Consider the following 23393-nt stretch of genomic DNA (forward strand, 5'->3'; position numbering starts at 1 on the left):
GCTTAGATCCTTGTTATCTAGAAAGTTTCACCAATATTTCTCCACCCAAGTTGCGGAAGACCCACTTTTTACCCGTCGTTGACAGAACGCTTCTTCCGGAGCCTGAAGAACGAATGGTAACAGTGATGGGTTACGTAAGCTTCAGCGATGCAACTCACGCCATAACGAACTATATCGTTGAATATTACAGCGCGCTCAGACCGCATGAATATAACGGCGGGTTACCACCAAACGAATCGGAAAACCAATACTGGAAAAACTCTAACACGGTGGCCAGTTTTAGTTGACCACTACAATGAGCCATGGCTGCAGTTCACTGACCTGGTTTTCCAGCCAGTCGGCTATGGTGTCAAGTACATGGTGAAGGTAACGTTCTGGATCCATGCCGTTAGGTTTGCAGCTACCGATCAGGCTGTACATCACTGCCGCACTGTCGCTACCACCATCTGAGCCGAAGAACATGTAGTTGCAGCGCTCCAGCGCCACCACCCCGAGGACGTTTTCGCACAGGTTATTGTCTATCTCCACCCAGCCATTGCGACAGTATTCGTTCAGGGCATCCCACTGCTTTAGTAGATAGGTGAACACCTTCGCTGTATCGAGTGACGCGACAGTATGCACATCTGGTGTTGTATCCAGCCGTACAGCGACTGCATCGGCGGAAGGCTTCTGACTGTCAGTCGTTCTTCTGCCGGACTGCCGCGTATCTCCGATTCAATGACGTACAGAGCCACGATATGACTGAGAGCTTCTGTTGTTACTGTCGTTGGATGACGGACATGTACATTGTGGTTCTTATGCCGGGCATACACCACATAGGCCGCTTCGGTTACCCGCCCACTTTCATAGTGAGCGTTATAACCTGCATATGCATCGGCCTGCAGGATATCATTGTATTTCACCAGATGCCGCTGCAGGTGGGGTCGGGAGAGTATGAGAACCATACTGCTGTCGGCATAGTTGAGCTGGCGTTGTGATCGTCACGAACATAGACCCATAACCGCCCGAAGAACTGTAGCCCTGTAACATCGCCCACTCTGTAAACTAAATTTTACTCTACGTCCTTCGTGGATCGCTTACATAAGGTCACGTATCTCTCAAATTTTCTCGATAAGTGCCGGTAAGCCCTGTCTGACGGCGGCACCAGTAACCCAGTCAAGCCAAGGTCCCGGAACCTTGCGGGTGGGGTCTGTAAAACCGAGATCATTCAGATTAATCCCTGAAGCAACAAAGTTTTTATGTGCCATGGGCTCCCCGTCGAGCCAGTGTTGTTGCGCGCCAAGTTCTTTATGTCCGTAACCATGTTCTATTGCGATCACCCCTGGCATAACACCCGCAAGCAAACTTATCTGAACTTCCGCGCTTCCACCCGGCGTTTTAATCAGCGCTTTATCACCGTGCTGAAGACCACAGCGTTTTCCATCCTCAGGATTGATCGCAACGAGTCCCACTGGCTTAACATGATGTAACCTCTCAATGACGGTTGTGACACTGCTCATTACATTGGATTTAAACGACATCAGTCTCATCGGCCATTCAGATTCTGGATAGACTGTCTCCAGCTTACTGCCATCCGAGAGACGGGCAGGATACCAAGTGGGACAGCCACTATAACGCTCACCTGTTATAGAATGTCTGTATGCCGCCACTTGCGGATTCCAGATGTGCAACGGTTTTACCCACTCAGTGCCAACTGTTTCGCCTTTTCGGGCTGACGCTTCAGGCGCAAACCTCCCTCCCCTGCTATAAAGAAACGCTACAGACAGTACTTCCCGGGGTTTTAAAGTGCTGCTGATGGTGGGGAAAATACGGTCAACACCTGACATTACAATGTCCTGATTGGTTGCCAGTGGCAATGGTTTTTGTCCGCTAAATGCAATATTGGCAGCCACACGCAGGAAATAATCTTCTGCCCGGTTTATATCATGCATCACTCCCTGGGCGTCTGGTATGGCGTTCTCACCAAATCCCGGTAACGCCATTCGCTTTGCTACTGCAATACAGAACGCTTCCATTGAAACAGGATCTCCCTGTGCCGTTTTCGCTGTCTTGGCTGGGACAACTGGGCACCNNGTATCCGGGACAATATAATCCGCAAATGCTGTGGTCTCATTCATAAAAGCATCGATTGCAATAAACAACGGAAGGCGCTGGGGATCCCTTAGTCGCTCTTCGATAACAGAACGCAATCCCGGAACACCGTAAAGGGGATTGCTCATATTCGATATCCATGCTTTCAGTGAATAAGGATAACCATCCAGTGCTGAAGGAAGGAGCTCAGTTAATTGTCCGGCTACGAAGGGGTACCAAGGGGCTCTGGCTGGCCAAGGTGAATGACCGCCTGTAATTTTCTCCTGATATTCATCCGACTTCGCGTAATCGGCATTACTCCTGGCAATATTGAGTCCTTCCGGAGAAACCTTACCCGGAAACAGTTCGAAGTTGTAACACGGGCCGTTTGCTTCGCCGTTGAATTTTCCTCCACCAACAAACACTCCACCACTCAGGCTCATGTTCCCCAACAGTACATTCAGCATCATGACCGACCAAGCGTTGTAGAATCCATTCCCGGACATCATTCCGCCCTGGCTGACAACGGCAGCTTTACGACCGTGACTAGTAAACTCCCTAGCCAGTGCAGTGATCTGCGCTTTCGGCACCCCGCATAACTGACTGTACTGGTCTGGTGTGAACCTTTGTGCAGAATCTTTAAGACACTGGAAGCTGCTTTTCACTGAAACAACCTGACCATCGCTCAGTGTGACCTCCAGATCCACCATGAGTTTTCCACGATCACACTGGCTCACTGGAACAGGTAATCCGTCTTCATTGAAAACAACGGCTTCCTCCGACCATTGTGCAGAAAGCTGTGAAGCCATTAAATACTGACCATTCATGGGGTGATTTTCATCACTGATAACCAGCCAGGTGGCATTAGTCCAGCTTTTCTCACCGGCGCGAAGCATGGCATCATGACTGGTCAGGCTCAGGTACTCAGCCTGATAGCGTTCGTTATCAATAATCCAATGGATCATCGCCATCGCCAGTGCAGAATCTGTTCCCGGTCTGACAGGGAGCCAGTGCCCATGATCGTTAGCCAGTACAGTTGTTAACGGTAATGCCGGAGCAACAACCACATAACTGAATGCCTTACGCAAACGGGCAGAGGCAAGCTGCCTAGCCTGACGCTTAAAAGGATTACCAGACTGTGCAGGCGATGTTCCCATAAACAAGGCAAACTCCACATTTTCCCAGTCAGGTTTAACATGAGGATTTTTATCTAGGTCACCCATTAACGCGCCTGAACCAGCGCGATAGGCGAGTGTACAAAAAGACCCATGAGCACCAAAGTTTTTAGTGCCAAAACTATTCTGTGCAAAACGTCTTAAAAAGCCATCCCGCCCATCATTTGTTGCGTTAGTTACCAGTAACTGATTTGCCCTAGGACCATAAGCGGGGTGCTGAATATCCAAAGGAGTGGTAAGATCGCGAATCGTCCTCAGCCCGTCTATATGGCCTTCTCCGAACAGATCCCCGCCCTCCACAACTTCGGCAATAAGTTGCTCAAAACTGATGCGTTTCCATTTCCCTTCCCCACGTTTTCCCGATCGCTTCATGGGTGTGAGAATACGCAGCGGACTATTCAGACTTTCCAACAGTGTTGCACCACGTGCACAAACCGTTGAACGGGATTCAAGCCCGCTTTCGCCAGCCAGCTTCGCCATGGCCTGAGCAAAAGGCATCATGCTGTCGAACGGCTTCTCCTGTGACAAAGGATGCCACGGGTTACCAGCTATTCGTAATACATTATTTGTTTTCCGGTCAACCCTGACACGAATCCCACAAAGCGTCCAGCACCCCAGACACTGAGTCATGGATATTGACTGTTCGGGGTTACTCTGCCAACCGTTGTGTGCCACGCCTTCCGGAGAAAGAGAATTTCCAAAAATCCTGTCCTGCGTGACCTTTCCTGACGTACCATTAACAAGTCCATCCACAGCCCGCTTTGCAACATCCCGATAGCTTAAACCAAACGCGGCAAAGCCACCGGCAGCAACACCTATTTTTAACCACTGACGTCGTGATAACTCAGGCATGTTGAAATCTCCCTGAAAACCAGTTTATGGCTTCACTGATTATTATTATTAGTGCAAACCACAGGCCGAATGTTCCGATTATTGCCAGCAGACCATCAGTTCCTGCAGGTAACGTGTAGACATTGGTCAGGGCGTTATATTTCGGGATAGTCTGTCCACCAATCAATACTGTCCAGCGAAGGAGCCAGCAGAGGCCGGCAACAATTAACACATCTGCCAGTTGGATGGCGGGCGGGAGTATATTACCACTCGCGTAAAGCGCAACAATAAAAGCGATGCCCCATAATACAACTCCCGCAAGGGTATACCTGTGAATGACGGTAGTGAGATGCCACTGCTGGCGCAGCGCGTCGCCTGACAAGGTATCGCCCAGATACCACGTCAGCGTGGCGACTCCAAACAGTACTAATATCACAACCTGTCCTTTTGCCAGCAGGCGAGAGTACCCATTGTGTTTTCTGAACACAAAATGGAGTATGGCAAACAGTGCACACATTGCACTCAGAAACATCACAACAGGCAACCAGTAGCTGAACCAGACGGGGTGGGCGCGAACCACAGACACTTCCCGCCCGGTATAAATAAATAACCCGACAGCAGTCAACGCTGCAGCATGGGAAAACCAGGGCATAAGTGGAGCATAACGCAAGGTCTTTTTGCACAGATGGAAAAAGACGAACCAGAGCCCGAGCAGTGTCGTAAACAGGGGTAAAAGGAGGGCCCCCCATGGCATCCACGACCAGGGCGTTGGCCAAGCATAAAAATGCCAGACCCGGGCAGGCTGGTGGAGATCGGCAAGAAGAGCCAGCGGCGCAGTAATACCACATGTCAGCGCAATGAATAAGCAGGTACGTTCAAGCACATCACTGCAGGAATGTTTTGTCCAGCGGGCAACACAAGCCACCAGTGCAGCACAGGCCGAGATCCCGATAAAGAAAAAGTACTGTACGGCCCAAGGTTGCCAAGTTATCTCCTGTGGCTGTACCAGTATCTCTGTGATGTTCATACTCTCTCCTGCCAGAGAGCTGGCTGCGCCTTACCCTGAAGTGGTGTGACAAAGGCATCATCCAGCCCAAGATAAAAGACGTGTGGGTTGGTTTTATTTTCCGGTTTGAGTACTTTGATCTCTTCCCGATACGCCACAAGCATTGTACTTATCGTACTGTGTGGATCTTTCAAATCACCAATAATTCTGGCCCCTCCAACGCACGACTCCACACAGGCAGGCAATAGTCCTGCCTCTAGACGGTGCACGCAAAACGTACATTTATCCGCTGTCTGGATAGCGTGATTTATGAACCGGGCATCGTACGGACATGCCTGTACACAGTATGCGCAGCCTACACAGCGGGTATTGTCTATGACGACAATGCCATCTTTACGCTGGAATGTCGCCTGTACAGGGCAAACCGGCACACAGGGAGGGTTATCGCAATGATTACAGAGACGGGGAAGTAAAACATTTGTGATCCTACTTTCACTGGTCAATTTCACCTGATATTGATTGACAGAGGTGCGAAACGATCCTTCTGGTGTCTTGTTTTCTATTGTACAACTTACCGTACATGACTGGCAGCCAACACAACGGCGCAGATCAATAAGCATGGCATAACGATGTTCATCAGAGCCTCCATGACGTTCCGGTTTAAAAAAGCTTCCCGCTTCTGCAAACGGAATAAATGGTACACCAGCGGTTACAATACCAACTTTCTTCAAAAAGTCCCGTTTACTGACATCCATACCCATGATGGCCTCATTTCTGTGTGCAGTTCAGAAAAAGATTAAGAATATAATTACCGAATCAAATGTGATTAGTTGCAATTAAAAACTCCGCCCGTTTCAGGCTCTATTGTGGTTCACCACATAAATGAAACGAGCTTAAGCTGGCACAAGATAAAAGAAGCATTTGTGGCATAACTCGCTTAGTTAAACCTTCGTGATATATATTCGTCTCACCCTCTCTCACCATGCGTAAAGTCCTATTAACCGAACACCAGATTATCGCCGTTCTGAAGTTCGTTGAAGCCAAACCACTCCGTTAAGGATGTCTGGATTCCCTGAGGCCTCGTACTACAACTGGAAAGCAAAGTTTGGCATTATGGTAGTCTCATCCATATCCCTTATCATACCTCTAAACCAATCAAACTCGCATTTATTGTATAATTATAAGAAATAACACAAAACAAAATATGTGACGACGTTCCCACTTTAACAAATATAAACATTTACTCTCCAAGAACAAAAAAATATCACACTAATTTATTTATACTTTTTAAAGTATGCGCAAGAAAATTCTTACCTTATAGCAAAATCATCAAAACTTATATTTTATTATTTGCTATATTAGCTGATGCCTTTTCTTTCACAGGAAAACGGTTATACATCGAACATCAATTAGCTAGTAAGGTTATTATATGGCAAAGAGTATATATGCAGTGGCTGTGGGTACTGTTATTACACTAATATCTTTCACTTCTCATGCAGAAATCACTGTACTGAAGCAGAACACTCAGGCGGGTGATCCGCTAAGCCGTCTGAATTTCACAGTGGGCGGGAGTATTCGTCCGCAGTTCAACAGCATGACCGGGGACGGTGACAAAGGATCTTACAAGCGCAACGGATTTGACGGCGGTACCCGTTTCCGTTTCGCGGCTGATTACTACCTGTTTGATGACATCAGTTGGATCAGCTACTACGAGTTGGGCGTGAATATTCCGGCCCTTTTTGACTGGGATAACCACTACGCCGACGGGGCGAACGATACTCAGCGTCGTATGCTCTACACCGGTTTGAAGAGCAACACCTGGGGTACGCTGACTTACGGGCAGCAAAACAGCGTGTACTACGATGTGGTGGGCGTGAAAACCGATATCTGGGACTACGACATGATCGGTCAGGCGCCCGGTAACGGCATCAACGGCGACTACGACGGGTCATACCGTTCCCGCAGCATGTTGAAATACAAGAAAACCGTAGGCGACGTTGATCTCTACGCCTCTTATCTGTTTGAAGATTCCGAATACCTGCCGGGCAACGGTCTGCGCTATAAGCGTAAAGGCGGCGGCTCGCTGGGCGTGGATTATCACATCACTGACGATCTGACCTGGGGTACCGCGTGGAACTACACCCGCGCCGACATGCGTAACCCGGAAAACAACGACAGCAAAGCCTATGACCAGAACATTCTGGGGACCGCGTTGAGCTGGACGCCGGACAACTGGACCTTTGCCGCGGGCGGTGGCTGGTATCAGAACTTTATGACCAGCAAAAAGAATACCGTGCATGACTACTTCGCGGGTGACGCGTGGGGGATTGAATATTTTGCCGGTTATACCGTCCCGGTGGGGCAGTATGCGGTGAAATCCATCCAGCCGTACGTTATGGGCGACCGTATTGAGTACGTAAACGGACGCAACTACCAGCGCATCGACAACGGCGTGGGGATCAGCTTCCAGCTCGATTACGGCTTCCGTGTTGATTATGAACACGTCTTTACGTCCAGCACCGACGATCTGGGTGATATGAACCTGGTGCGTTTGCGTTATGACTTCTAGTTCCCCCTGCGGGAACCAGGAGTAAAATTGAAAACGTGCCTATATAAAAAGTCTGCAAGTCACCATAAGTGACTTGCATTACCCCGGTTTTTTTATTACCTGAAGACAGTAAAGTTCTTAGTTTATAGTAGGGGATTACCCCATCTGCCCAGTAATATCAGTCATTTAATCAGTGATGCGCCGTTAATTAGTGCAACCGTGACATCCAGCAAAGCATTTTGTCGGTATCTGTGAAATGGGGCGAGAGCATTCTGGAAGAGCTTCTGACATACCTGGTGAGCAAGTATTGAGATACTCTCTTTGAAAGGGTGAAACAATCAATACCTCAGCAGTATGACTGGGTTTTTCTGTGCAAAAAAATTAGTCTGGGTAAAAAAGACAGGCACAAAATTTTGTGCTCTATCCCCGGGAATTAGCAGATAAACCTAAGCAAATCATTAAAAATTTGTAGACATCTCTGATTTTATTTTTTTCAACAACCAATTATTAAAAGTTCTGATATATGAAGACTTCTCGTTTTCTTTACACCACGTAATAATAAAACGATTTCCGGATTTCTGCGGAACCTCACAAGGAACAACCATTGTTCCATTATTTAATTCACGCTGAATAGCAAAACGAGGTAATAGTGCGACCCCCATATTCGACCGTACTGCCGCAATTAGCATTGACAGTAAATCAAAATAAGGCCCCTTACTTACCCAAGGGGTAACAACCCCCGAAAGCACAAACCATTCCCTCCAGCCATTAATACGTGTACTCTGATGTAATAGTGTAAAACTATTTATTAAATCATTAGCTGACATTTTCTTATCAGGGTGCGGCCATAAATTCAAACTGCATACAGGTAAAATCTCCTCCTCAAACAAATATTCCACTTCAGAACAGGGCGGACAAAAATCCTCACGCATAATAGCAATATCATATTTATTTTTAAAAAAATCGTTTTCATTGGATAGCGAATGAACATTACAAATAATATCAGGATTTTCTTTATTAAACCCAGGTAAATTAGGAATTAGCCAATGGGTGCTAAATGTTGGATTTACCGCCAAATTAATAACCCCCACAGAAGAAGATTCATAAGTCATTATTGCATGGGTATCATGCTCAAGTTTATTGATAGTTTCCCTGACAAGCGGCAGATAGTACTTACCCGCATCATTGAGATAAATTCTCTTTTTTACATGTGTAAATAATTTTGTTTGCAGAAAATTTTCTAGCGCCAAAACTTGTCGAAATACAGCACTCTGCGTTAAAGCTAACTCTTCTGCTGCTCGAGTATAACTTTCGTGACGTGCAACTACCTCAAAAGCCACCAGCAATTCTGTCTTAGGTATCAAACTTCTCATCATTATTTCATCGCTATCTCATGAAACACTTCCTTATAATAAACTTTGTTAAATATAAAAAACACACCCCAGGGTATAATCTTATTATTAATTGTATTGATATATTTTGTTACCTATTATTAGACTGGCGAATCAGGCATACAAAAACCACTTGTGGACGCCAACCCCATATTGCAGAACATTGCACATGCTGCGCTAAGTATTGACATGGCTATAGCTGCTCCACTCCCTTCTCCAAGCCGCAAGTCCAGATACAAATATGGTGTTAAGTTAAGGTATTTCAGCGCTTGATGCGCCCCTTTTTCCGCCGAGAAATGCGAAGGAATACAGTAGTTTTTGACCTCTGGCGCAATTTGGCAGGCAGCTATCGCGGCAGCATAGGAGAGGAAGCCGTCCAGCACAACTGGCAGACCGCACGCACCAGCGCCGAGGATAACCCCCGTCAACCCCACCAGATCATAACCTCCAACTTTCGCCAGCACGTCAATTGCATCAGCGGCGTTGGGATTATTCACACGAATGGCCTGTCGGACAACAGACTCTTTGTGTTGCAGCCGTTCAAACGGCAGATTGGCACCGATGCCCACAACCTCATGAGGATCGTAGTCACACAACACACTGATCATCGCTGACGCAGGCGTGGTATTAGCAATACCGAGTTCCCCTGTGCCAAAAACCGAGATGCCTTGACTCGCGCGTTTTTTCACCAAGCGTGCACTGGCCAGCAACAGTTGTTCTGCGTCCAGCCTGGACATTGCAGGCCCCTGTGTGATGTTGTTGCTGCCTCTGGCCACTTTCAGAGTCAGCATATTGTTAATAGGTTCACAGTCAATACCGATATCTACAGGTAGTACCGACGTTTGACTATTTCTCGCCAGCACACAAACACCTGTCAAGCCCTTTTGCATATTCAGCGCCTGACTGTAGGTGACCCCTTTGGGAGTAACAGCTACTCCCTCATCAAACACACCATGATCGGCGCACATCACAATAATTTCTTTTTGCATATTATCGAGCTGATTCACACCCCACATTCCCGCCAATTGCGTCGCCAGCGCTTCCAGACGTCCCAGGCTTTTTAATGGTTTAAAAAGCCCATCAATATGATGGGTTGCCCGTGCCATCTTTTGTCGATCACGCGGTTTGCATGGCACACACCCGGCGGAAAATCCACGACGTTCAGGGCACAGACAAAAGGCAAAGTGGAGCGGATGGTGCAGTACACCCGCAACAGCTTCTACATCCCGTTAATGACGCGCCTGCGCCCGATGGGGATCACCGTCGATGTTGAAACAGTCAACCGCCACGGCCTGCGATGGCTGCACGATGTAGCGAACCAACGGAAGCATGAAACTATCAAGACTCGCCCCGGCGATCGCTGGATCGAAGAACAACAGTCCATGCTGGCCCTGCCACCGGAGAAAAAACAGTATGACATACAGGTCGACGAAAGCCTGGTGACCTTCGACAGGCTGCCCCTGCATCATCCGCTGTCCATCTATGACACGTTCTGCAGAGGGGCTGCATAATGGTGGAACTGCAACATCAATGACTGATGGTTCTCGCCGAACAACTGCAACTGGACAGTCTTATCAGTGCGGCCCCCGCGCTGTCACAACAGGCTGTGGATCAGGAATGGAGCTATATGGACTTCCTGGAGCATCTGCTTCATGAGGAAAAACTGGCACACCATCAGCGCAAACAGGCGATGTACACCCGAATGGCGGCCTTCCCGGCGGTGAAAACGTTTGAAGAGTATGACTTCACCTTCGCCACCGGCGCACCACAGAAGCAAATCCAGTCGTTGCGTTCGCTCAGCTTCATCGGGCGCAATGAAAACATCGTGTTGCTGGGGCCGTCTGGCGTGGGGAAAACGCACCTGGCGATAGCCATGGGCTACGAAGCAATACGTGCAGGTATCAAGGTACGCTTCACAACAGCGGCGGATCTGTTGCTTCAGCTGTCTACAGCGCAACGCCAGGGCCGCTATAAAACAACACTTCACCGAGGCGTGATGGCGCCAAAGCTGCTCATCATCGATGAAATAGGCTATCTGCCGTTCAGCCAGGAAGAGGCAAAACTGTTCTTACAGGTCATCGCCAAACGTTACGAGAAGAACGCGATGATCCTGACATCTAACCTGCCGTTCGGGCAGTGGGATAAAACGTTCGCGGGAGATGCAGCACTGACATCGGCGATGCTGGATCGGATCTTACACCACTCACACGTTGTTCAGATAAAAAGAGAGAGTTATCGACTGAAACAGAAAAGAAAGGCCGGGGTTATCGCTGAAGCTAATCCTGAGTAAAACGGTGGATCAATATTAGACCGTCGGTGGAGATGTAAGTAGATCACTTTTTACCCATCGTTGACAGCTGGTTGATGCCCTGGAGAATAATCAGGGGTGAAGAAAATTATGCTTCCCGATTTATTAGTCTGATGTGTGAAAAAGAACCGGAGCTGAAAATAACCCGGCAACTGGCGCTGGACTTCTACCGGCTCCTGAAAACCAAAAACAAGCCACAGCTAAACAGGTGGTTCACTCGTGTCAACGAAAGCGGTTCAGCAGAACTTCGGCGCGTAGCGGCTGGGGGGGGAGGCGGGGGGCATGTAAGCCGGCTGAAGATGCTGAAACGCCAGATGTATGGTCGGGCCAGAAGTCCTCTGGCATGAAAATCACCACCCAAGTTGCGGAAGACCCACTTTCGTACCGTTAGTGACAGCTTTTGTCTGGCGGCGCCTGAAATGCAGATTGGTAAGGTACGTCGCCACACCGAGCCCCACTCTACTGACGAGAATAATAAAATTCCAGTCAAGCCCATGAAACTAGTCGTACACACACAAGGCCCGTACATATCAGACTGCCCGATGTGCAATACGAGCAGCCAAAAAGATTTTGTCAGGCATGATTCTGACCATCCGACACCTCCTGTCTAAGGTGCTGTCTATATGAAGGGAATAAAAAAAGGCTGCCGGATGGCAGCCTGCTAATAGTCAATGTATATAACTTAGCTAACTAACAGCATTATCTCATAAGGATTGTGGTGCCGGGTGCCTCCCGGTGAGCAGAATACTGGTAACTTCTGCCCGCGTGAAGATCACAGTAGTTAACCGACTACCAGTGCGCCCATCCGCACAGGTGGATTCACCACGTTTCCCTGTCAAACTACCAATACCAGTACGCTCCTCCGCACAGGGGAATTCACCACAATTTCAGACTAAAAAAAGATAACTACAGCGTCAACGGTAATTCATGCACAATAAGTTAATGTATGTATCTTAATGTATTGTTTATATGTGTATTCCTGGCTGTCGCCACATGTCATTAAATGTTGATGGCTGCAGACATGACATCAGGGGAGTAAAAAAAGGCCACCTGATGGTGGCCGAGGGTTTTACTAAAATGAATGTAGCTTACCAGGAAAGAAACAGAGCACAACCGTATTTGTGGTGCCGGGTGCCTCCCGGTGAGCAGAACACTGGTAACTTCTGCCCGCGTGGAGATCACAGTAGTTAACCGACTACCAGTACGCCCATCCGCACAGGTGGATTCACCACGAAATCAATTTAAATAAGTACAAACACACCGTCAACCTCAAAAAACATACAATAATTTANTTTATTTTTTTATGTTTTCCTACTTTCTGCAGTTTACCGTTAACCTGAAATGAACGTAAAGTTACTGTTGAGCATCGCGTTTCACTATCGCTATTCCGGGATGATCGCCAGTGACCTTATCTGCTGTGTGTCCCGCTTTTACTCACGGCGTATGTGGTAAGCTGAGCACTCCATTAACAGGGGATTACGCTATGAATGCTCATCAGGTCATAGGGGAAGTTGTCCACCAGTTGGTTAAAGAAAATTCCCACATCAATTTTTCAATAATTCAGGACAGACTGGTTAAAAAATTCATAGAGGTATCCACACCAGAAAACAATCTCGATCTGATTCGCCCATATGAAGAAGCGATGAGGATGTTCATAGTGGACTACAATCCCAAAATTTGACCTCCAAAAGTACACATGGGTATTAGGCGACAATTACACCGGTCATGCGCTGCTGGTGTGTGAATTTTGCGATGTGCAACTGAAGGTGATGGCATGTGCATGCAGAAGTGTTACCTGGCAAATAATGTCAGCGCCAGTGATATAAGACGGTAATGGGGATCCCGATAATACAGTGTACTACCGGCACGTTCTAACGGTGCATAACGCTATTACCAGAGCCAGCCTCTGTAAATATCGCCATCAACCTTTCGGTGGACAGCAGCCTTACCATGCCCGACCCTCCCTCGGGTTACTCTGCTCCAGTGAACAATACTCTCTGACCTGCCGGACCGGTGAGTACAGCCACATGCTCTCTGATGCTGAAAAGCGGACAGGACAGTAAAGGTGACGACATGTGCATGCAGAAGTGTTACCTGGCAAATAATGTCAGCGCCAGTGATATAAGACGGTAATGGGGATGCGGATGTTTTCCTGGACTGTTTTATTGTGCGATCCCGAGTTGCCGACGGTACATTTATGGGCTGACAGCACCCAGAGATAATTTAATACGCTGTTCGTTATACCACCTGATGTAAGCATCTACATGTTACATGAAGTCTTCAGGTGTTATGCCCGACCATTCGCAACCTGTCACTAACGGTGCGACAATGACCACCTCTGTCACTGTGTATAACAGTAAGCGTGCAGCGGGAACCGTACTGACGGGGATGTGTTATTCAGTTGGCAATGCTACGCACCAGGGGGCCCCGCTCTCCTCCATGATCCGAACCGCTTCAGGGCTTCATCTGTCAACCCCGACAGCGTGTGGACGTGTACATCGTGGATTTTACGGCGGGTGTGAGCCCAGCGCCATGCTTCGAGGTTGCGGAAGACCCACTTTTTACCCGTCGTTGACACGTAGCCCTGCTATGGAAAAAGTGGAAGAAAGGGCAGACACGCCATAGCGAGCTGAGAATGTGAGAGGTCAGTAAGTACGTAAGCGTGCAGCGGGAACCGTACTGACGGGGATGTGTTATTCAGTTGGCAATGCTACGCACCAGGGGAGCAGTTCGCTGACCCGTTTTATCGGCCAGTCAGCAATGACATCAAGGACATAGCGGAGGTAGCTTTCTGGCTCCACGCCGTTCAGTTTGCACATCCCGATCAGGTTGTACAGCAGCACTCCCCGCTCTCCTCCATGATCCGAACCGAAAAACAACCAGTTTTTGCGGCCCAAGCTGACCATCCGCAGCGCATTCTCAGCTGTGTTGTTATCAGCTTCAGCCCAGCCGTCGTCTGCATAGTACGTCAGCGCTGGCCACTGGTTCAGCGCGTATGCGAACGCTTTCGCCAGCTCTGAGTGTCGCGACAGGGTTTTCAGCTTTTCACGCAGCCAGCTTTTCAGGGATTTCAGGCGCGGTTTAGCTTTTCGCTCACGTTCTGCAAGGTGCTGCTCCGCCGGCCTTCCCCTAATCTCCGCCTCTATAGCATACAGCTCACCGATACGCTTCAGGGCTTCATCTGTCAGCCCCGACAGCGTGTGGACGTGTACATCGTGGATTTTACGGCGGGTGTGAGCCCAGCGCCATGCTTCGATTATGATTACAATTCGTAATCAAAAATAATAATATCGTTTAAAAGTGGGACGAAAACGTCCTGTAGTGCCTCATGGTCTGGATGAAAAAGATAACGTGCCCGTGATAAGTCGCTGTCAAACGTCATATTAACGCAGTGCGTGTATACCTGATTTTTCATTTCCAGACTGTTGTTTTCTCCCCACTCCACGGACGTAATACCTGGTATCAGAGCTGGAATATGTAAAAAACGCTCACGAATATCATTTACCTGTTTGATGGTCACGTCAGATAGAAAAGAGAACAATAATAGATGCCTGAGCATTTCAGATTACCTCATGGTCCTAATTTATATAAAGTACATAGGCTCCCGGTCGGGTTGCTGGCAATTTCACCTCAGCCTTACCATCCGTTAAGACTATCGATGCTGCCGGCATTGTCATGTAGAAAAGAGAACAATAATAGATGTCTGAGCATTTCAGATTACCTCATGGTCCTAATTTATATAAAGTACATAGGCTCCCGGCCGGGTTGCTGGCAATTTCACCTCAGCCTTACCATCCGTTAAGACTATCGATGCTGCCGGCATTGTCATGTCGTTTGCTGGTTCTAACTTCAGGGCAACCATAACCTGTCCGTTGGAGTGACCACGCTCCGGTAGACAGTTTCTGTCCTCACGGCGAGGCCTTTTCGAAGGCCTCCGGGCTGACGCCACCGAGGTGGCTGTGGCGTCGGTTACGGTTGTAGAACACTTCAATGTAATCGAAGATATCCGCCCGGGCCCTGTCCCGGGTTTTATATATCCGCTTCCTGATGCGCTCTTTTTTGAGTGAACTGTAGAACGATTCTGCCACGGCAACCCTGTCCTGGGTTTTATATATCCGCTTCCTGATGCGCTCTTTTTTGAGTGAACTGAAGAACGATTCTGCCACGGCAATAATACATTTCAGTTTTTAACCTACCAAAAAAACCTTCACATGCAGCATTATCTGGTGAACATCCTTTCCGGGACATTGAGCGGATAAGTCCCCCCGGCATTCATCCGTTCCAGCCAACCTGCCCAGCGATAATGGCCACCTCTGTCACTGTGTATAACAGGGCGTTCGCCTGCATTTAACGTCCCGATAGCATTCTCCAGCATTGTGTTGGCCAGTTCGGCGTCAGGGCGCGTACTGAGCGACCAGCACACGATTTTTCCATCGAAGCAGTCTACCACCGGCGATAACCAGACCTTGCCAGTCGGGAGCTGGAACTCTGTAATATCTGTCAACCATTTCTGATTGGGCTGCTCCGCTTTAAAATCTCTGGCGAGAAGGTTATCGGGAAGTGTCACTCTCCTCCGTAAGAGACGGCTTTTCATGTTTTCGCATGGTCTGATAAGACTCATCACCGATGATTTGATCTTTCCATTTGTACAATATCGTGCGACTCACTCCAATATTTCGGGCGATCTCACTGGCGGGTACATGCCGTGTACAGAGCACCATGACAGCCTGACGTTTCACCTCTGGTTGAAAGGGCGCATTCTTATTTATTGTACTGGTGAGGGTACTCCATCTGTCGGGATGAAGCTCAGCAATCCAGCGAACCAGTACATCAGTGCAGGGATATCCGAGTGTTCGGCTGGTAAAGACCAGACAGCAACCGTGGCTAAGATAATGTTCGACAGCTATCTTTTTTTGTTCAGCAGAGTAACAGGGCTTACGTCTTACGCTTTCAATGGAGCCACCACTTGCCTCCCATAAACAAACCCAGCGTCCGAGATTACGTTCAGTTGGGTAACCCAGTTCACGAACGACAGCAGTACTGAACCAGTGGCCAGCGCTGGCTTACTATACAGATGATGGCTGGGCCGAAGCAGGTAGAGTAGAGATGTGGCGCGGTGGTTTTAGTTCAGGCATATCTGTTAATCCACCTCTTTCGATTGGTGGTGCCTTACTGTCCTGAGCGTGACTCCGTTTCCACATCCCTCTCATCGAACCGGACTTGCGGATTTCCCGCATCCGGCTCTCTTGCAGCACATCAGACCTTCGCGTTCGGGCGGTTACGGGGAAGATCCAGCAGGCGTATCAGTCCTAACTGCTCGTACAGGTACTGGTCGGGATACTGGCGATATCCCGTTCCCCGCTGACCTTTCCGTCTCTGTAACCAGATCCTGACCCGTCTCGCTGTATAGATATCAATGTCACGGTAAATCTGTAACACTGGTCCCTGATTGAAGTAGCTGGCCCAACCCCTGAGAAGCGGGTTTAACCTTTCCGCTCTTTCAGCTATCGGTGTACAGTTCCAGCGTGACGTAGTCTGGGCGTGTATTTCCTGTTTGAGCCGTTTGATCGCTTTTCGGGATATTGCGGTTCCCCAGTAGGGGCGACCACCTTTGCCATAAAATCGGCCAATGGTATATCCAAGAAAATCAAAATGCCCTTCAGGTAGGACGACCAGCCGGGTTTTACTTTCGTTAACGGTCAGCCCCAGCCGTTCCATCAGGCGCTTCATCCTTGTCATGGCCTGCTCTCCGGTTCCCCTTTTGCACAATATCACCAGATCGTCAGCATAATTGACAATCTCGCTGTTCTTCTCCCAGAAAGGAGTCCCGCTATTCCATGCCAGAATAAATCGCCTGAAATAGAGGTTTCCCAGCAACGGACTTATTGGCGAACCCTGTGCCGTTCCACGATGAGTGTTACGGGCAACTGTGGTTCGGATTTCGACACCCTGTCTGGTCCGTTCCACTACCGGAGCTCTGAGCCACTGTCGGATTATCCCCAGTACACTGCCATCAGTTATCCTCCGGGCGATGCATTTCATCAGTTGCCCGTGAGGGATCGTACTGAAGTAATCAGATAAATCGGCATCAACGACTTCTCTGGCGAAGCGTTCAGAGATGCTAAAGTAGACTCTGCGTATTGCCATTTTGGCGTCGATGTGACTTCTGAAGCCGTACTGCCGTGGGGACAGATCGGTGTCGAAAACGGGGTTAATAACGAGCAGCACCGCCGTCTGAACCACTCTGTCCTTTATTGTAGGGATACTCAACGGGCGTTGTCCCCCGTAGGCTTTGGGGATCCATACACGCAACAGGGGCGAGCACCGGTACTGCTTAGTGCTCAGCTCCTGCTTTAATCTTCGCAACCACTGTCCTAAGCCCTGCTGTTCTATAGTTGCAAAAGACTCTCCATCCACGCCGGGGGCTCCCCGGTTGAGACGGCATCGCCTGTAAGCTTCCACGAGAACATCCGGTCGGCAAACCTTATCCCACAGACTGTGAAATTTAGCCGTTGCGTTACCCTTTGCTTTCGCCTGTAGTGTCTTCTGCAGGTTCTGAACCGATTTGAGCGGAGTTGTTAGGCTGATGCCAATCCCCGGGCTCTTCCTGCTTGGTACACTGGTACTGCAACAGGGGGCCTTCGCTCCTCTGACATTACTCAGTATCTTCACTACTACACCCCCATCCGCCATCCATAACAACCGACTCAGCCCCTCACGAGACGTCGTTACCCGTCTGCCAGACGGACATCGTTATGGACTTCCCTTGTTGCACGATCGATCAATCGTTATGCGTGCTGTCACCACTACCCCGGTGGGTATGACCGGTGCATTTCTCACTCTCTTCCCGGTCATCGTCGGCCTTCCCCGTTATTATGGCGTGTCGGCACCCACGACGGCATTTCGAGGCCTGCTCAGTGTTCACTCACGTTACGGCCCGCATAACCTGTTGACTTCCTTAAGAAGCCGTTTCAGGGAGAGCTTCAGCCCATTCGTTACCTCCTGGACCGCCCCCTGTACTTCCGGCCGGAGCGAGAGTTAGCCGGGTCGGACTTTCACCGACGGAAAGATCGTGCCTTTCAAGGCACACATAACAACATAGCTGAGAATGCGCTGCGGATGATTAGCTTGGGCTGCAAAATTCGGTTCGGATCATGAGGGAGAGCAGGGAGCACTGTTGTACAGCCTGATCGGGACGTGCAAACTGAACGGCGTGGAGCCAGAAAGCTATCTCCGCTATGTCCTTGATGTCATTGCTGACTGATAAACCGGGTCAGCGCAGCGCCGGCGCTGTCGCAACAGGCTGTGGATCAGGAATGGAGCTATATGGACTTCCTGGAGCATCTGCTTCATGAGGAAAAACTGGCGCGCCATCAGCGTAAACAGGCGATGTACACCCGAATGGCGGCCTTCCCGGCGGTGAAGACGTTCGAAGAGTACGACTTCACCTTCGCCACCGGCGCACCACAGAAGCAAATCCAGTCGCTGCGTTCGCTCAGCTTCATCGGGCGCAATGAAAACATTGTGTTGCCGGGGCCGTCTGGCGTGGGGAAAATGCGCGGTGATAGCCATGGGCTACGAAGCGGTACGTGCAGTACAGGTATCAGGGTACGCTTCACAACTGGCGGTTAGCAATGAGCCGTTTTATTATTGAGTTCGGTGAACACCTGAGCGATCTTCTTTAATACATTGGCAGTTACACAGAATTACTGACAGGCTCTGAGTAACAGATAAAAATCACATAATGATAAGGAGCCGGTTTCCCGGCGCCTCAGGCTTACTCACCGGCATCTCTTACCAGCTGTATTTCACCCCCAGCATACCCTGTGTATTGCTGTTATCCCAGCAGTTGCCGCGACGGCTCATGCTCGGCACCAGATTGTTGGCCCGACAGAACCGCTGCCAGTCATCACTGCCATACTGACTGCCCTGATCGCTGTGCACTATGACGTTTTCTTCAGGTTTCCGTCGCCGGACTGCCATCAGCAGCGCATTCTGACGCATGATCCGGTATACGTGTTTGGCATTGATAACGACCATGTCGTCATATTCAGATTGTCTATGCAGCAGTGCCCACACCCGACGATAACCATACGTTGGCAGATCGCCGATAATGGTATGGATACGGACTAGCACTTCTGTATCATCAGGCTTACGCTTGCGTCGACGATCCTGCCGGTCCTTCGACCGACGGGCCNTTTCACCCCCATCCAGGTGACCTGCACCTGCGGCTGGATATACCAGGTGTTCAGCGTACCCTGACTACCGGTAAACTCAGCAGCTTTCAGGGTGTAACCCGCTTCCAGCGAGGCGGTCAGCCCGTCCGAATNCAGTACATAGCGGTTGCTCCGGGTCTTCAGTTGACCGTCACCGGCAGAGGAACGTTCGTGCCCTCCGACATGGCGCATCCACATGCTGGTGACGTTGTCGTCACCGTTACGCAGCGCGTCAGTGTATTGCGGCTCGCCAAGACGGTCGTGCAGGCGAAGGGTAAACAGCGTGTTGGCTGCGACCACATTGCTGATATAGCTGCCCGCCTCCGGACGCAGCACATCCATGGAGGTCGGATCAACCTCAGGAACCGTCGGTTCAGCGGCTTTTCCCGGGTCCACTGCATCCTTCCATTTACTGGTCAGATACCAGTTCTTCGCCGCATCGCCGGTGCCTTTCGCGAGGGTATAGACAAACGCCCCGGCTTCCACGGTGCCGGTGGTCAGCGCGAAGTTACCGGCAGAGCTACCGTCCACCTTCACCAGTTCAATACCGTTGATGGTCTGCGCCCCGGCGCCACCGACATTATTGACGCTGACCCGGGTGTTACCCGCCGTGTCACCGTGTACTGTCAGTTTGTCCGTCGCGGAGTCATCACCCGCGAGCGTGGTGTTGAACGCCATCAGGCCGTCGTTGCCGGTGTAGTTGCCGTTAACAGTCAGCTGATTGCCCGGCTGGCCGTCTTCACGGTTCAGCAGAACAGAGCCGCTGTTGGTCAGGTTGCCGCCCACCGTGAAGTCCACCTGCAGAGTACCGCCTTGCATGACATCGACATCCCCGGCGGTACTACCAGTACCAGACAGGGTTGCACCATCGTGTACCGTCACCTGCCGGCTCTGCATATCCACCACGGGTAAGGTTTTCCCGCCCAGGGCAATTTCTCCCGCGATGATGTCCGTTGTACCAGTATAACCCGCCGCATCCTGTGACAGAGTCAGAGTACCTGCCCCCCGTTTGATCAGACCACCACTACCGCTGACCCGGTTCTTCAGTACCAGTCCGTCGTCCGTCAACACATCCAGTACCGAAGCAGTATCAATATCTACCGCTGCACCGTCAGGTGTGTAGTCATCCAGCGTGAGCACCGAGCCATTACGCAGGTTTACCTGGTCATAGTTAATAATTTGTGCCCGGATACCGTCCATGAAGAAACCCGTCGTCACGTCATCAAATACCACAGTTGAGGTACCACTGCCTCCGTTCAGAGTAGCAAACATGTTACCGTTACCCTGCACCACCACAGTGTCATTCCCCGCCTGTCCCCCCACCGTGCCAACCCCCGCAGCGTTCCTCAACAGTACGGTGTTTGTGCCACTGCCGTTCAGTGCAATGTTGCCCCCGACAGTACCACCATCCACCATAACCGTGTTGTCTCCACCCGTGGTGATGATACCAGCACTGACGGTACCGGTGTTGTTTACCGTACCACTCCTCCCGTTCATCACCACATCACCATTGATGGTACCGGCATTATCCACTGTCGCATTATCTGCGTACATCGCCAGCGCCGTTACACCGGTCGTGGATACAACCCCGGTATCCGTGTTTGTGAATGTGGTGGCATTTGCTGCATCAACCGTTGCCGCCGCGGTACTGGCTGAAGTAAGCATACCGGCGTTTGTGGCAGAGGTGACAGCATCACCCAGCTTCAGGGCTGAACCNNTCAATCCCCGTGCCACCCGCGCCGGTGACGTTAATGGTCAGACCGGATGACCCGGACAGGTCAAGGTCACCTGTGGTGGCGGTGCCGTCAGCGTTCTCCAGAGCAATTCCTTTCCCCGCGCCGCTGACGTTGATGGTACCGCTGTTGGTGTTGTCAATGGTGACCGCTGTGCGGACCCCTGCGCCGTCTGCCACATCAATGGTGGTGTTGGTCAGTTGCAGGTCAGTCAGGCCTGCTGCGTTTTCAATACCGTTACCGGAGGCATCGTCCGCGTTAACAATAATGTGTGCGCCATCCACACCAAGCCCGGTGGCACCGGTACTTACCAGCACACCATCAGCAGTACCACGAGCCTCAATGATACCTGTGCCGCTGCCGACCAGGTTCAGACTGCCGGCCACCAGTTCAATGGCAGCCGTCCCGTCGGTTGCCAGTATTATGCCACTGTTGGTGATGGTTGAGCCCTGCTCCTGTTCACCTTCTCCGACATACAGGCCAGTACCGTTCACCTCAATGCGACCACTGTTATCAGCCCTGCCTCCCAGAACCCGGATGCCGGTAGTGTTCTCACCGGTAAACAGAATATCACCCGCGTTACTGACTCCCGCCTCACTTCCATCAACAATATAACCGGTAACCGCATTCAGGGCAGAGTTAACCACCCCGGTACCGGAAACCGTTACCTGCCCTCCATTTGTGGCATAACCACCGACAGCATCTGCCCCCGTCAGGCTGACCACACCGGTGAGTGTGGCAACAGAACCATCCCCCGTGGACCAGAGGCCGATGTTACGCAGACCATCAGAAACATAAAGCGGGCTGCCGGCAACATTGATGGTGCCTGAGGAGGACGCTATTATGACATGCAGTTGCGCATGTAAGACCCGGAGGCAACGGCTGGCAAGTCTTATTTTCTATCTTCAGGCAACAAGGGTACGTGCGCTATCCATCAATGGGATGGTTCGCCCCGCCCCGGTATATAATTCTGGGGTTACGCTAACTCACTAATGAGGTGCATGATGAAAAACAAATCGATCCCGGATATTGTTTATTTAGGCATTGATATTGGTAAAAATTCTTTTCATATCGCCGGCCTTAATTCGAGCGGTAATGAAATGAAAAAATGCCCATATAATCTATACCTAAAATTAACATGGGCAAAAGATTCCATACTGACAATTATTGTGCTACACATGCTTTTTAACTATAACAATGTTTCTTGATATATCCAGTCAGATTATTGCCAATAATGACAAAAAAAAGCCCATAAAGATCTTTATGGGCAAAAATGACTCTCTGGATTATAAAACGTGAGGTAACTTACATCAGTGCTTTCTTAGCATAACAAAAAAATGATATTGCAACATAGGATTATATCCAAATAATGTATAGGATTTACCAAACCACCAATCAGATTATTGCCAATAATGACAAAAAAAGCCCATAAAGATCTTTATGGGCAAAAATGACTCTCTGGATTATCATCTGGATTATAAAACGTGAGGTAACTTACATCAGTGCTTTCTTAGTATAACAAAAAAATGATATTGCAACATAGGATTATATCCAAATAATGTATAGGATTTACCAAACCACCATGGATATAATCTCATATGAAATTTACTTCATACCATGATACATTATTAATGCTATCTGCTTTTCTTGGGGTATATAAAAAGAGACATTCCTAGTATTCTGACTTTTCCGTGAGTTTGGACCACTCACGGATTTTTTTTCCGCATTTCATGAAGTGTTTACCCGTTGTATTATTAATGCTATCTGCTTTTCTTGGGGTATATAAAAAGAGACATTCCTAGTATTTTGACTTTTCCGTGAGTTTGGACCACTCACGGATTTTTTTTCCGCATTTCATGAAGTGTTTACCCGTTGATGCTTCGATGACGTATCGCGCAGATGGAAGCCGACCTGAAGGTGCTTCAGAAAGAAAGTGATACGCTGACCGGTCGGGTGGATGACCCGGCAGTGCATGCAGTGCCCGTTGCGCTGAACCTGTACACGAAATGCTTAAGATATATTAGTTCATGGTATTGCTATAACACGCCCCATTACCATTAATATTTCGCAATAAAACATCATGGAGTTTTAATGGGAATGGATAATATGGAAGTT

General features: G+C 49.5%; 13 protein-coding genes and 14 pseudogenes. 10 read left to right on the forward strand and 17 right to left on the reverse strand.

Annotated elements, in window-relative coordinates:
* Nucleotides 1-84: 84 nt before the first annotated feature.
* Nucleotides 85-287 (forward strand): annotated as a pseudogene (locus GM30_RS14870) (integrase core domain-containing protein); the annotation flags it as partial.
* Here the strand turns inward: GM30_RS14870 and GM30_RS27980 are convergent.
* The 5 genes and pseudogenes from GM30_RS27980 to ttrB form a co-directional block, all read right to left on the reverse strand.
* Nucleotides 280-462 (reverse strand): transposase domain-containing protein, encoded by a 183-nt coding sequence (locus tag GM30_RS27980; RefSeq protein ID WP_420802272.1) that lies wholly within the window; start codon nucleotides 460-462, stop codon nucleotides 280-282. The pseudogene GM30_RS14870 and the gene GM30_RS27980 overlap by 8 nt on opposite strands.
* Nucleotides 463-495: 33 nt before the next feature.
* Nucleotides 496-944, reverse strand: a pseudogene (locus GM30_RS27285) (IS66 family transposase); the annotation flags it as partial.
* 153 nt (nucleotides 945-1097) lie between these two features.
* Nucleotides 1098-4097, reverse strand: a complete 3000-nt coding sequence (locus GM30_RS14885; RefSeq protein ID WP_049849245.1) for a molybdopterin-dependent oxidoreductase — start codon at nucleotides 4095-4097, stop codon at nucleotides 1098-1100.
* A complete protein-coding gene (ttrC, locus tag GM30_RS14890; protein WP_049849246.1) occupies nucleotides 4090-5103 on the reverse strand; it encodes a tetrathionate reductase subunit TtrC in 1014 nt (337 codons plus the stop codon). The genes GM30_RS14885 and ttrC overlap by 8 nt, the downstream gene beginning before the upstream one ends.
* Nucleotides 5100-5837, reverse strand: a complete 738-nt coding sequence (ttrB, locus tag GM30_RS14895) for a tetrathionate reductase subunit TtrB (RefSeq protein ID WP_049849447.1) — start codon at nucleotides 5835-5837, stop codon at nucleotides 5100-5102. The genes ttrC and ttrB overlap by 4 nt, the downstream gene beginning before the upstream one ends.
* 674 nt (nucleotides 5838-6511) lie before the next feature.
* Here ttrB and GM30_RS14900 point away from each other — a divergent pair.
* Nucleotides 6512-7651: a porin gene (locus GM30_RS14900; protein ID WP_049849247.1), complete on the forward strand. Its 1140-nt coding sequence runs from the start codon at nucleotides 6512-6514 to the stop codon at nucleotides 7649-7651.
* Between the two features lie 437 nt (nucleotides 7652-8088).
* Here GM30_RS14900 and GM30_RS14905 read toward each other — a convergent pair whose 3' ends face one another.
* Both GM30_RS14905 and cobT read right to left on the reverse strand, forming a co-directional pair.
* Nucleotides 8089-9003 (reverse strand): LysR substrate-binding domain-containing protein, encoded by a 915-nt coding sequence (locus GM30_RS14905; RefSeq protein WP_049849448.1) that lies wholly within the window; start codon nucleotides 9001-9003, stop codon nucleotides 8089-8091.
* Between the two features lie 119 nt (nucleotides 9004-9122).
* The gene (gene cobT / locus GM30_RS14910) at nucleotides 9123-10157 is read right to left on the reverse strand and encodes a nicotinate-nucleotide--dimethylbenzimidazole phosphoribosyltransferase (protein ID WP_274519064.1); all 1035 of its coding nucleotides are present in this window, start codon (nucleotides 10155-10157) and stop codon (nucleotides 9123-9125) included.
* A gap of 24 nt (nucleotides 10158-10181) precedes the next feature.
* Between cobT and GM30_RS14915 the strand changes: the two are divergent.
* The 3 genes and pseudogenes from GM30_RS14915 to GM30_RS24545 form a co-directional block, all read left to right on the forward strand.
* Nucleotides 10182-10532 (forward strand): annotated as a pseudogene (locus GM30_RS14915) (IS21 family transposase); the annotation flags it as partial.
* A 26-nt stretch (nucleotides 10533-10558) separates the two neighbouring features.
* Nucleotides 10559-11311, forward strand: a complete 753-nt coding sequence (istB, locus tag GM30_RS14920; RefSeq protein WP_049849249.1) for an IS21-like element helper ATPase IstB — start codon at nucleotides 10559-10561, stop codon at nucleotides 11309-11311.
* A 59-nt stretch (nucleotides 11312-11370) separates the two neighbouring features.
* Nucleotides 11371-11676: pseudogene (locus GM30_RS24545) on the forward strand (ISL3 family transposase); the annotation flags it as partial.
* A gap of 3 nt (nucleotides 11677-11679) precedes the next feature.
* On the opposite strand, the pseudogene GM30_RS26615 reads toward GM30_RS24545, so the two are convergent.
* Nucleotides 11680-11922 (reverse strand): annotated as a pseudogene (locus tag GM30_RS26615) (phage holin).
* Nucleotides 11923-12731: 809 nt separating this feature from the next.
* Between GM30_RS26615 and GM30_RS14930 the strand changes: the two are divergent.
* Nucleotides 12732-13010 (forward strand): hypothetical protein, encoded by a 279-nt coding sequence (locus GM30_RS14930; protein WP_155483984.1) that lies wholly within the window; start codon nucleotides 12732-12734, stop codon nucleotides 13008-13010.
* A gap of 514 nt (nucleotides 13011-13524) precedes the next feature.
* Here GM30_RS14930 and GM30_RS26775 read toward each other — a convergent pair.
* The 6 genes and pseudogenes from GM30_RS26775 to GM30_RS27995 form a co-directional block, all read right to left on the reverse strand.
* Nucleotides 13525-13638: pseudogene (locus tag GM30_RS26775) on the reverse strand (IS3 family transposase); the annotation flags it as partial.
* Between the two features lie 384 nt (nucleotides 13639-14022).
* A pseudogene (locus GM30_RS24560) lies at nucleotides 14023-14589 on the reverse strand (IS66 family transposase); the annotation flags it as partial.
* A 2-nt stretch (nucleotides 14590-14591) separates the two neighbouring features.
* On the reverse strand, nucleotides 14592-14888 hold the full coding sequence (locus tag GM30_RS27985) for a Dabb family protein (protein ID WP_049849252.1): 297 nt from the start codon (nucleotides 14886-14888) through the stop codon (nucleotides 14592-14594).
* Between the two features lie 349 nt (nucleotides 14889-15237).
* Nucleotides 15238-15420: pseudogene (locus tag GM30_RS14945) on the reverse strand (IS3 family transposase); the annotation flags it as partial.
* A 79-nt stretch (nucleotides 15421-15499) separates the two neighbouring features.
* A pseudogene (locus GM30_RS27990) lies at nucleotides 15500-15887 on the reverse strand (IS3 family transposase); the annotation flags it as partial.
* Nucleotides 15880-16050, reverse strand: a complete 171-nt coding sequence (locus GM30_RS27995) for a hypothetical protein (RefSeq protein ID WP_420802273.1) — start codon at nucleotides 16048-16050, stop codon at nucleotides 15880-15882. The gene GM30_RS27995 and the pseudogene GM30_RS27990, both read right to left, overlap by 8 nt.
* 310 nt (nucleotides 16051-16360) lie before the next feature.
* Between GM30_RS27995 and GM30_RS28000 the strand changes: the two are divergent.
* A pseudogene (locus GM30_RS28000) lies at nucleotides 16361-16423 on the forward strand (hypothetical protein); the annotation flags it as partial.
* Nucleotides 16424-16585: 162 nt separating this feature from the next.
* Here the strand turns inward: GM30_RS28000 and ltrA are convergent.
* A complete protein-coding gene (gene ltrA / locus GM30_RS14960; protein ID WP_080993443.1) occupies nucleotides 16586-18022 on the reverse strand; it encodes a group II intron reverse transcriptase/maturase in 1437 nt (478 codons plus the stop codon).
* 396 nt (nucleotides 18023-18418) lie between these two features.
* Here ltrA and GM30_RS24580 point away from each other — a divergent pair.
* Together GM30_RS24580 and GM30_RS14965 are read left to right on the forward strand one after the other, a co-directional pair.
* A pseudogene (locus GM30_RS24580) lies at nucleotides 18419-18593 on the forward strand (transposase domain-containing protein); the annotation flags it as partial.
* Nucleotides 18594-18634: 41 nt separating this feature from the next.
* Nucleotides 18635-18961 carry an ATP-binding protein gene (locus GM30_RS14965; protein ID WP_155483986.1) on the forward strand — a complete coding sequence of 109 codons (327 nt, stop codon included), beginning with the start codon at nucleotides 18635-18637 and terminating at the stop codon, nucleotides 18959-18961.
* A 201-nt stretch (nucleotides 18962-19162) separates the two neighbouring features.
* Here GM30_RS14965 and GM30_RS27300 read toward each other — a convergent pair.
* Together GM30_RS27300 and GM30_RS14975 are read right to left on the reverse strand one after the other, a co-directional pair.
* Nucleotides 19163-19525 (reverse strand): annotated as a pseudogene (locus GM30_RS27300) (IS3 family transposase); the annotation flags it as partial.
* Nucleotides 19526-19560: 35 nt separating this feature from the next.
* Nucleotides 19561-20625, reverse strand: a pseudogene (locus tag GM30_RS14975) (autotransporter outer membrane beta-barrel domain-containing protein); the annotation flags it as partial.
* A 2540-nt stretch (nucleotides 20626-23165) separates the two neighbouring features.
* On the opposite strand from GM30_RS14975, the pseudogene GM30_RS27305 reads away from it, so the two are divergent.
* Nucleotides 23166-23249, forward strand: a pseudogene (locus tag GM30_RS27305) (hypothetical protein); the annotation flags it as partial.
* Nucleotides 23250-23393 lie beyond the last annotated feature (144 nt).

The organism is Trabulsiella odontotermitis (genome assembly GCF_001188485.1).
GTDB lineage: Bacteria > Pseudomonadota > Gammaproteobacteria > Enterobacterales > Enterobacteriaceae > Trabulsiella > Trabulsiella odontotermitis_A.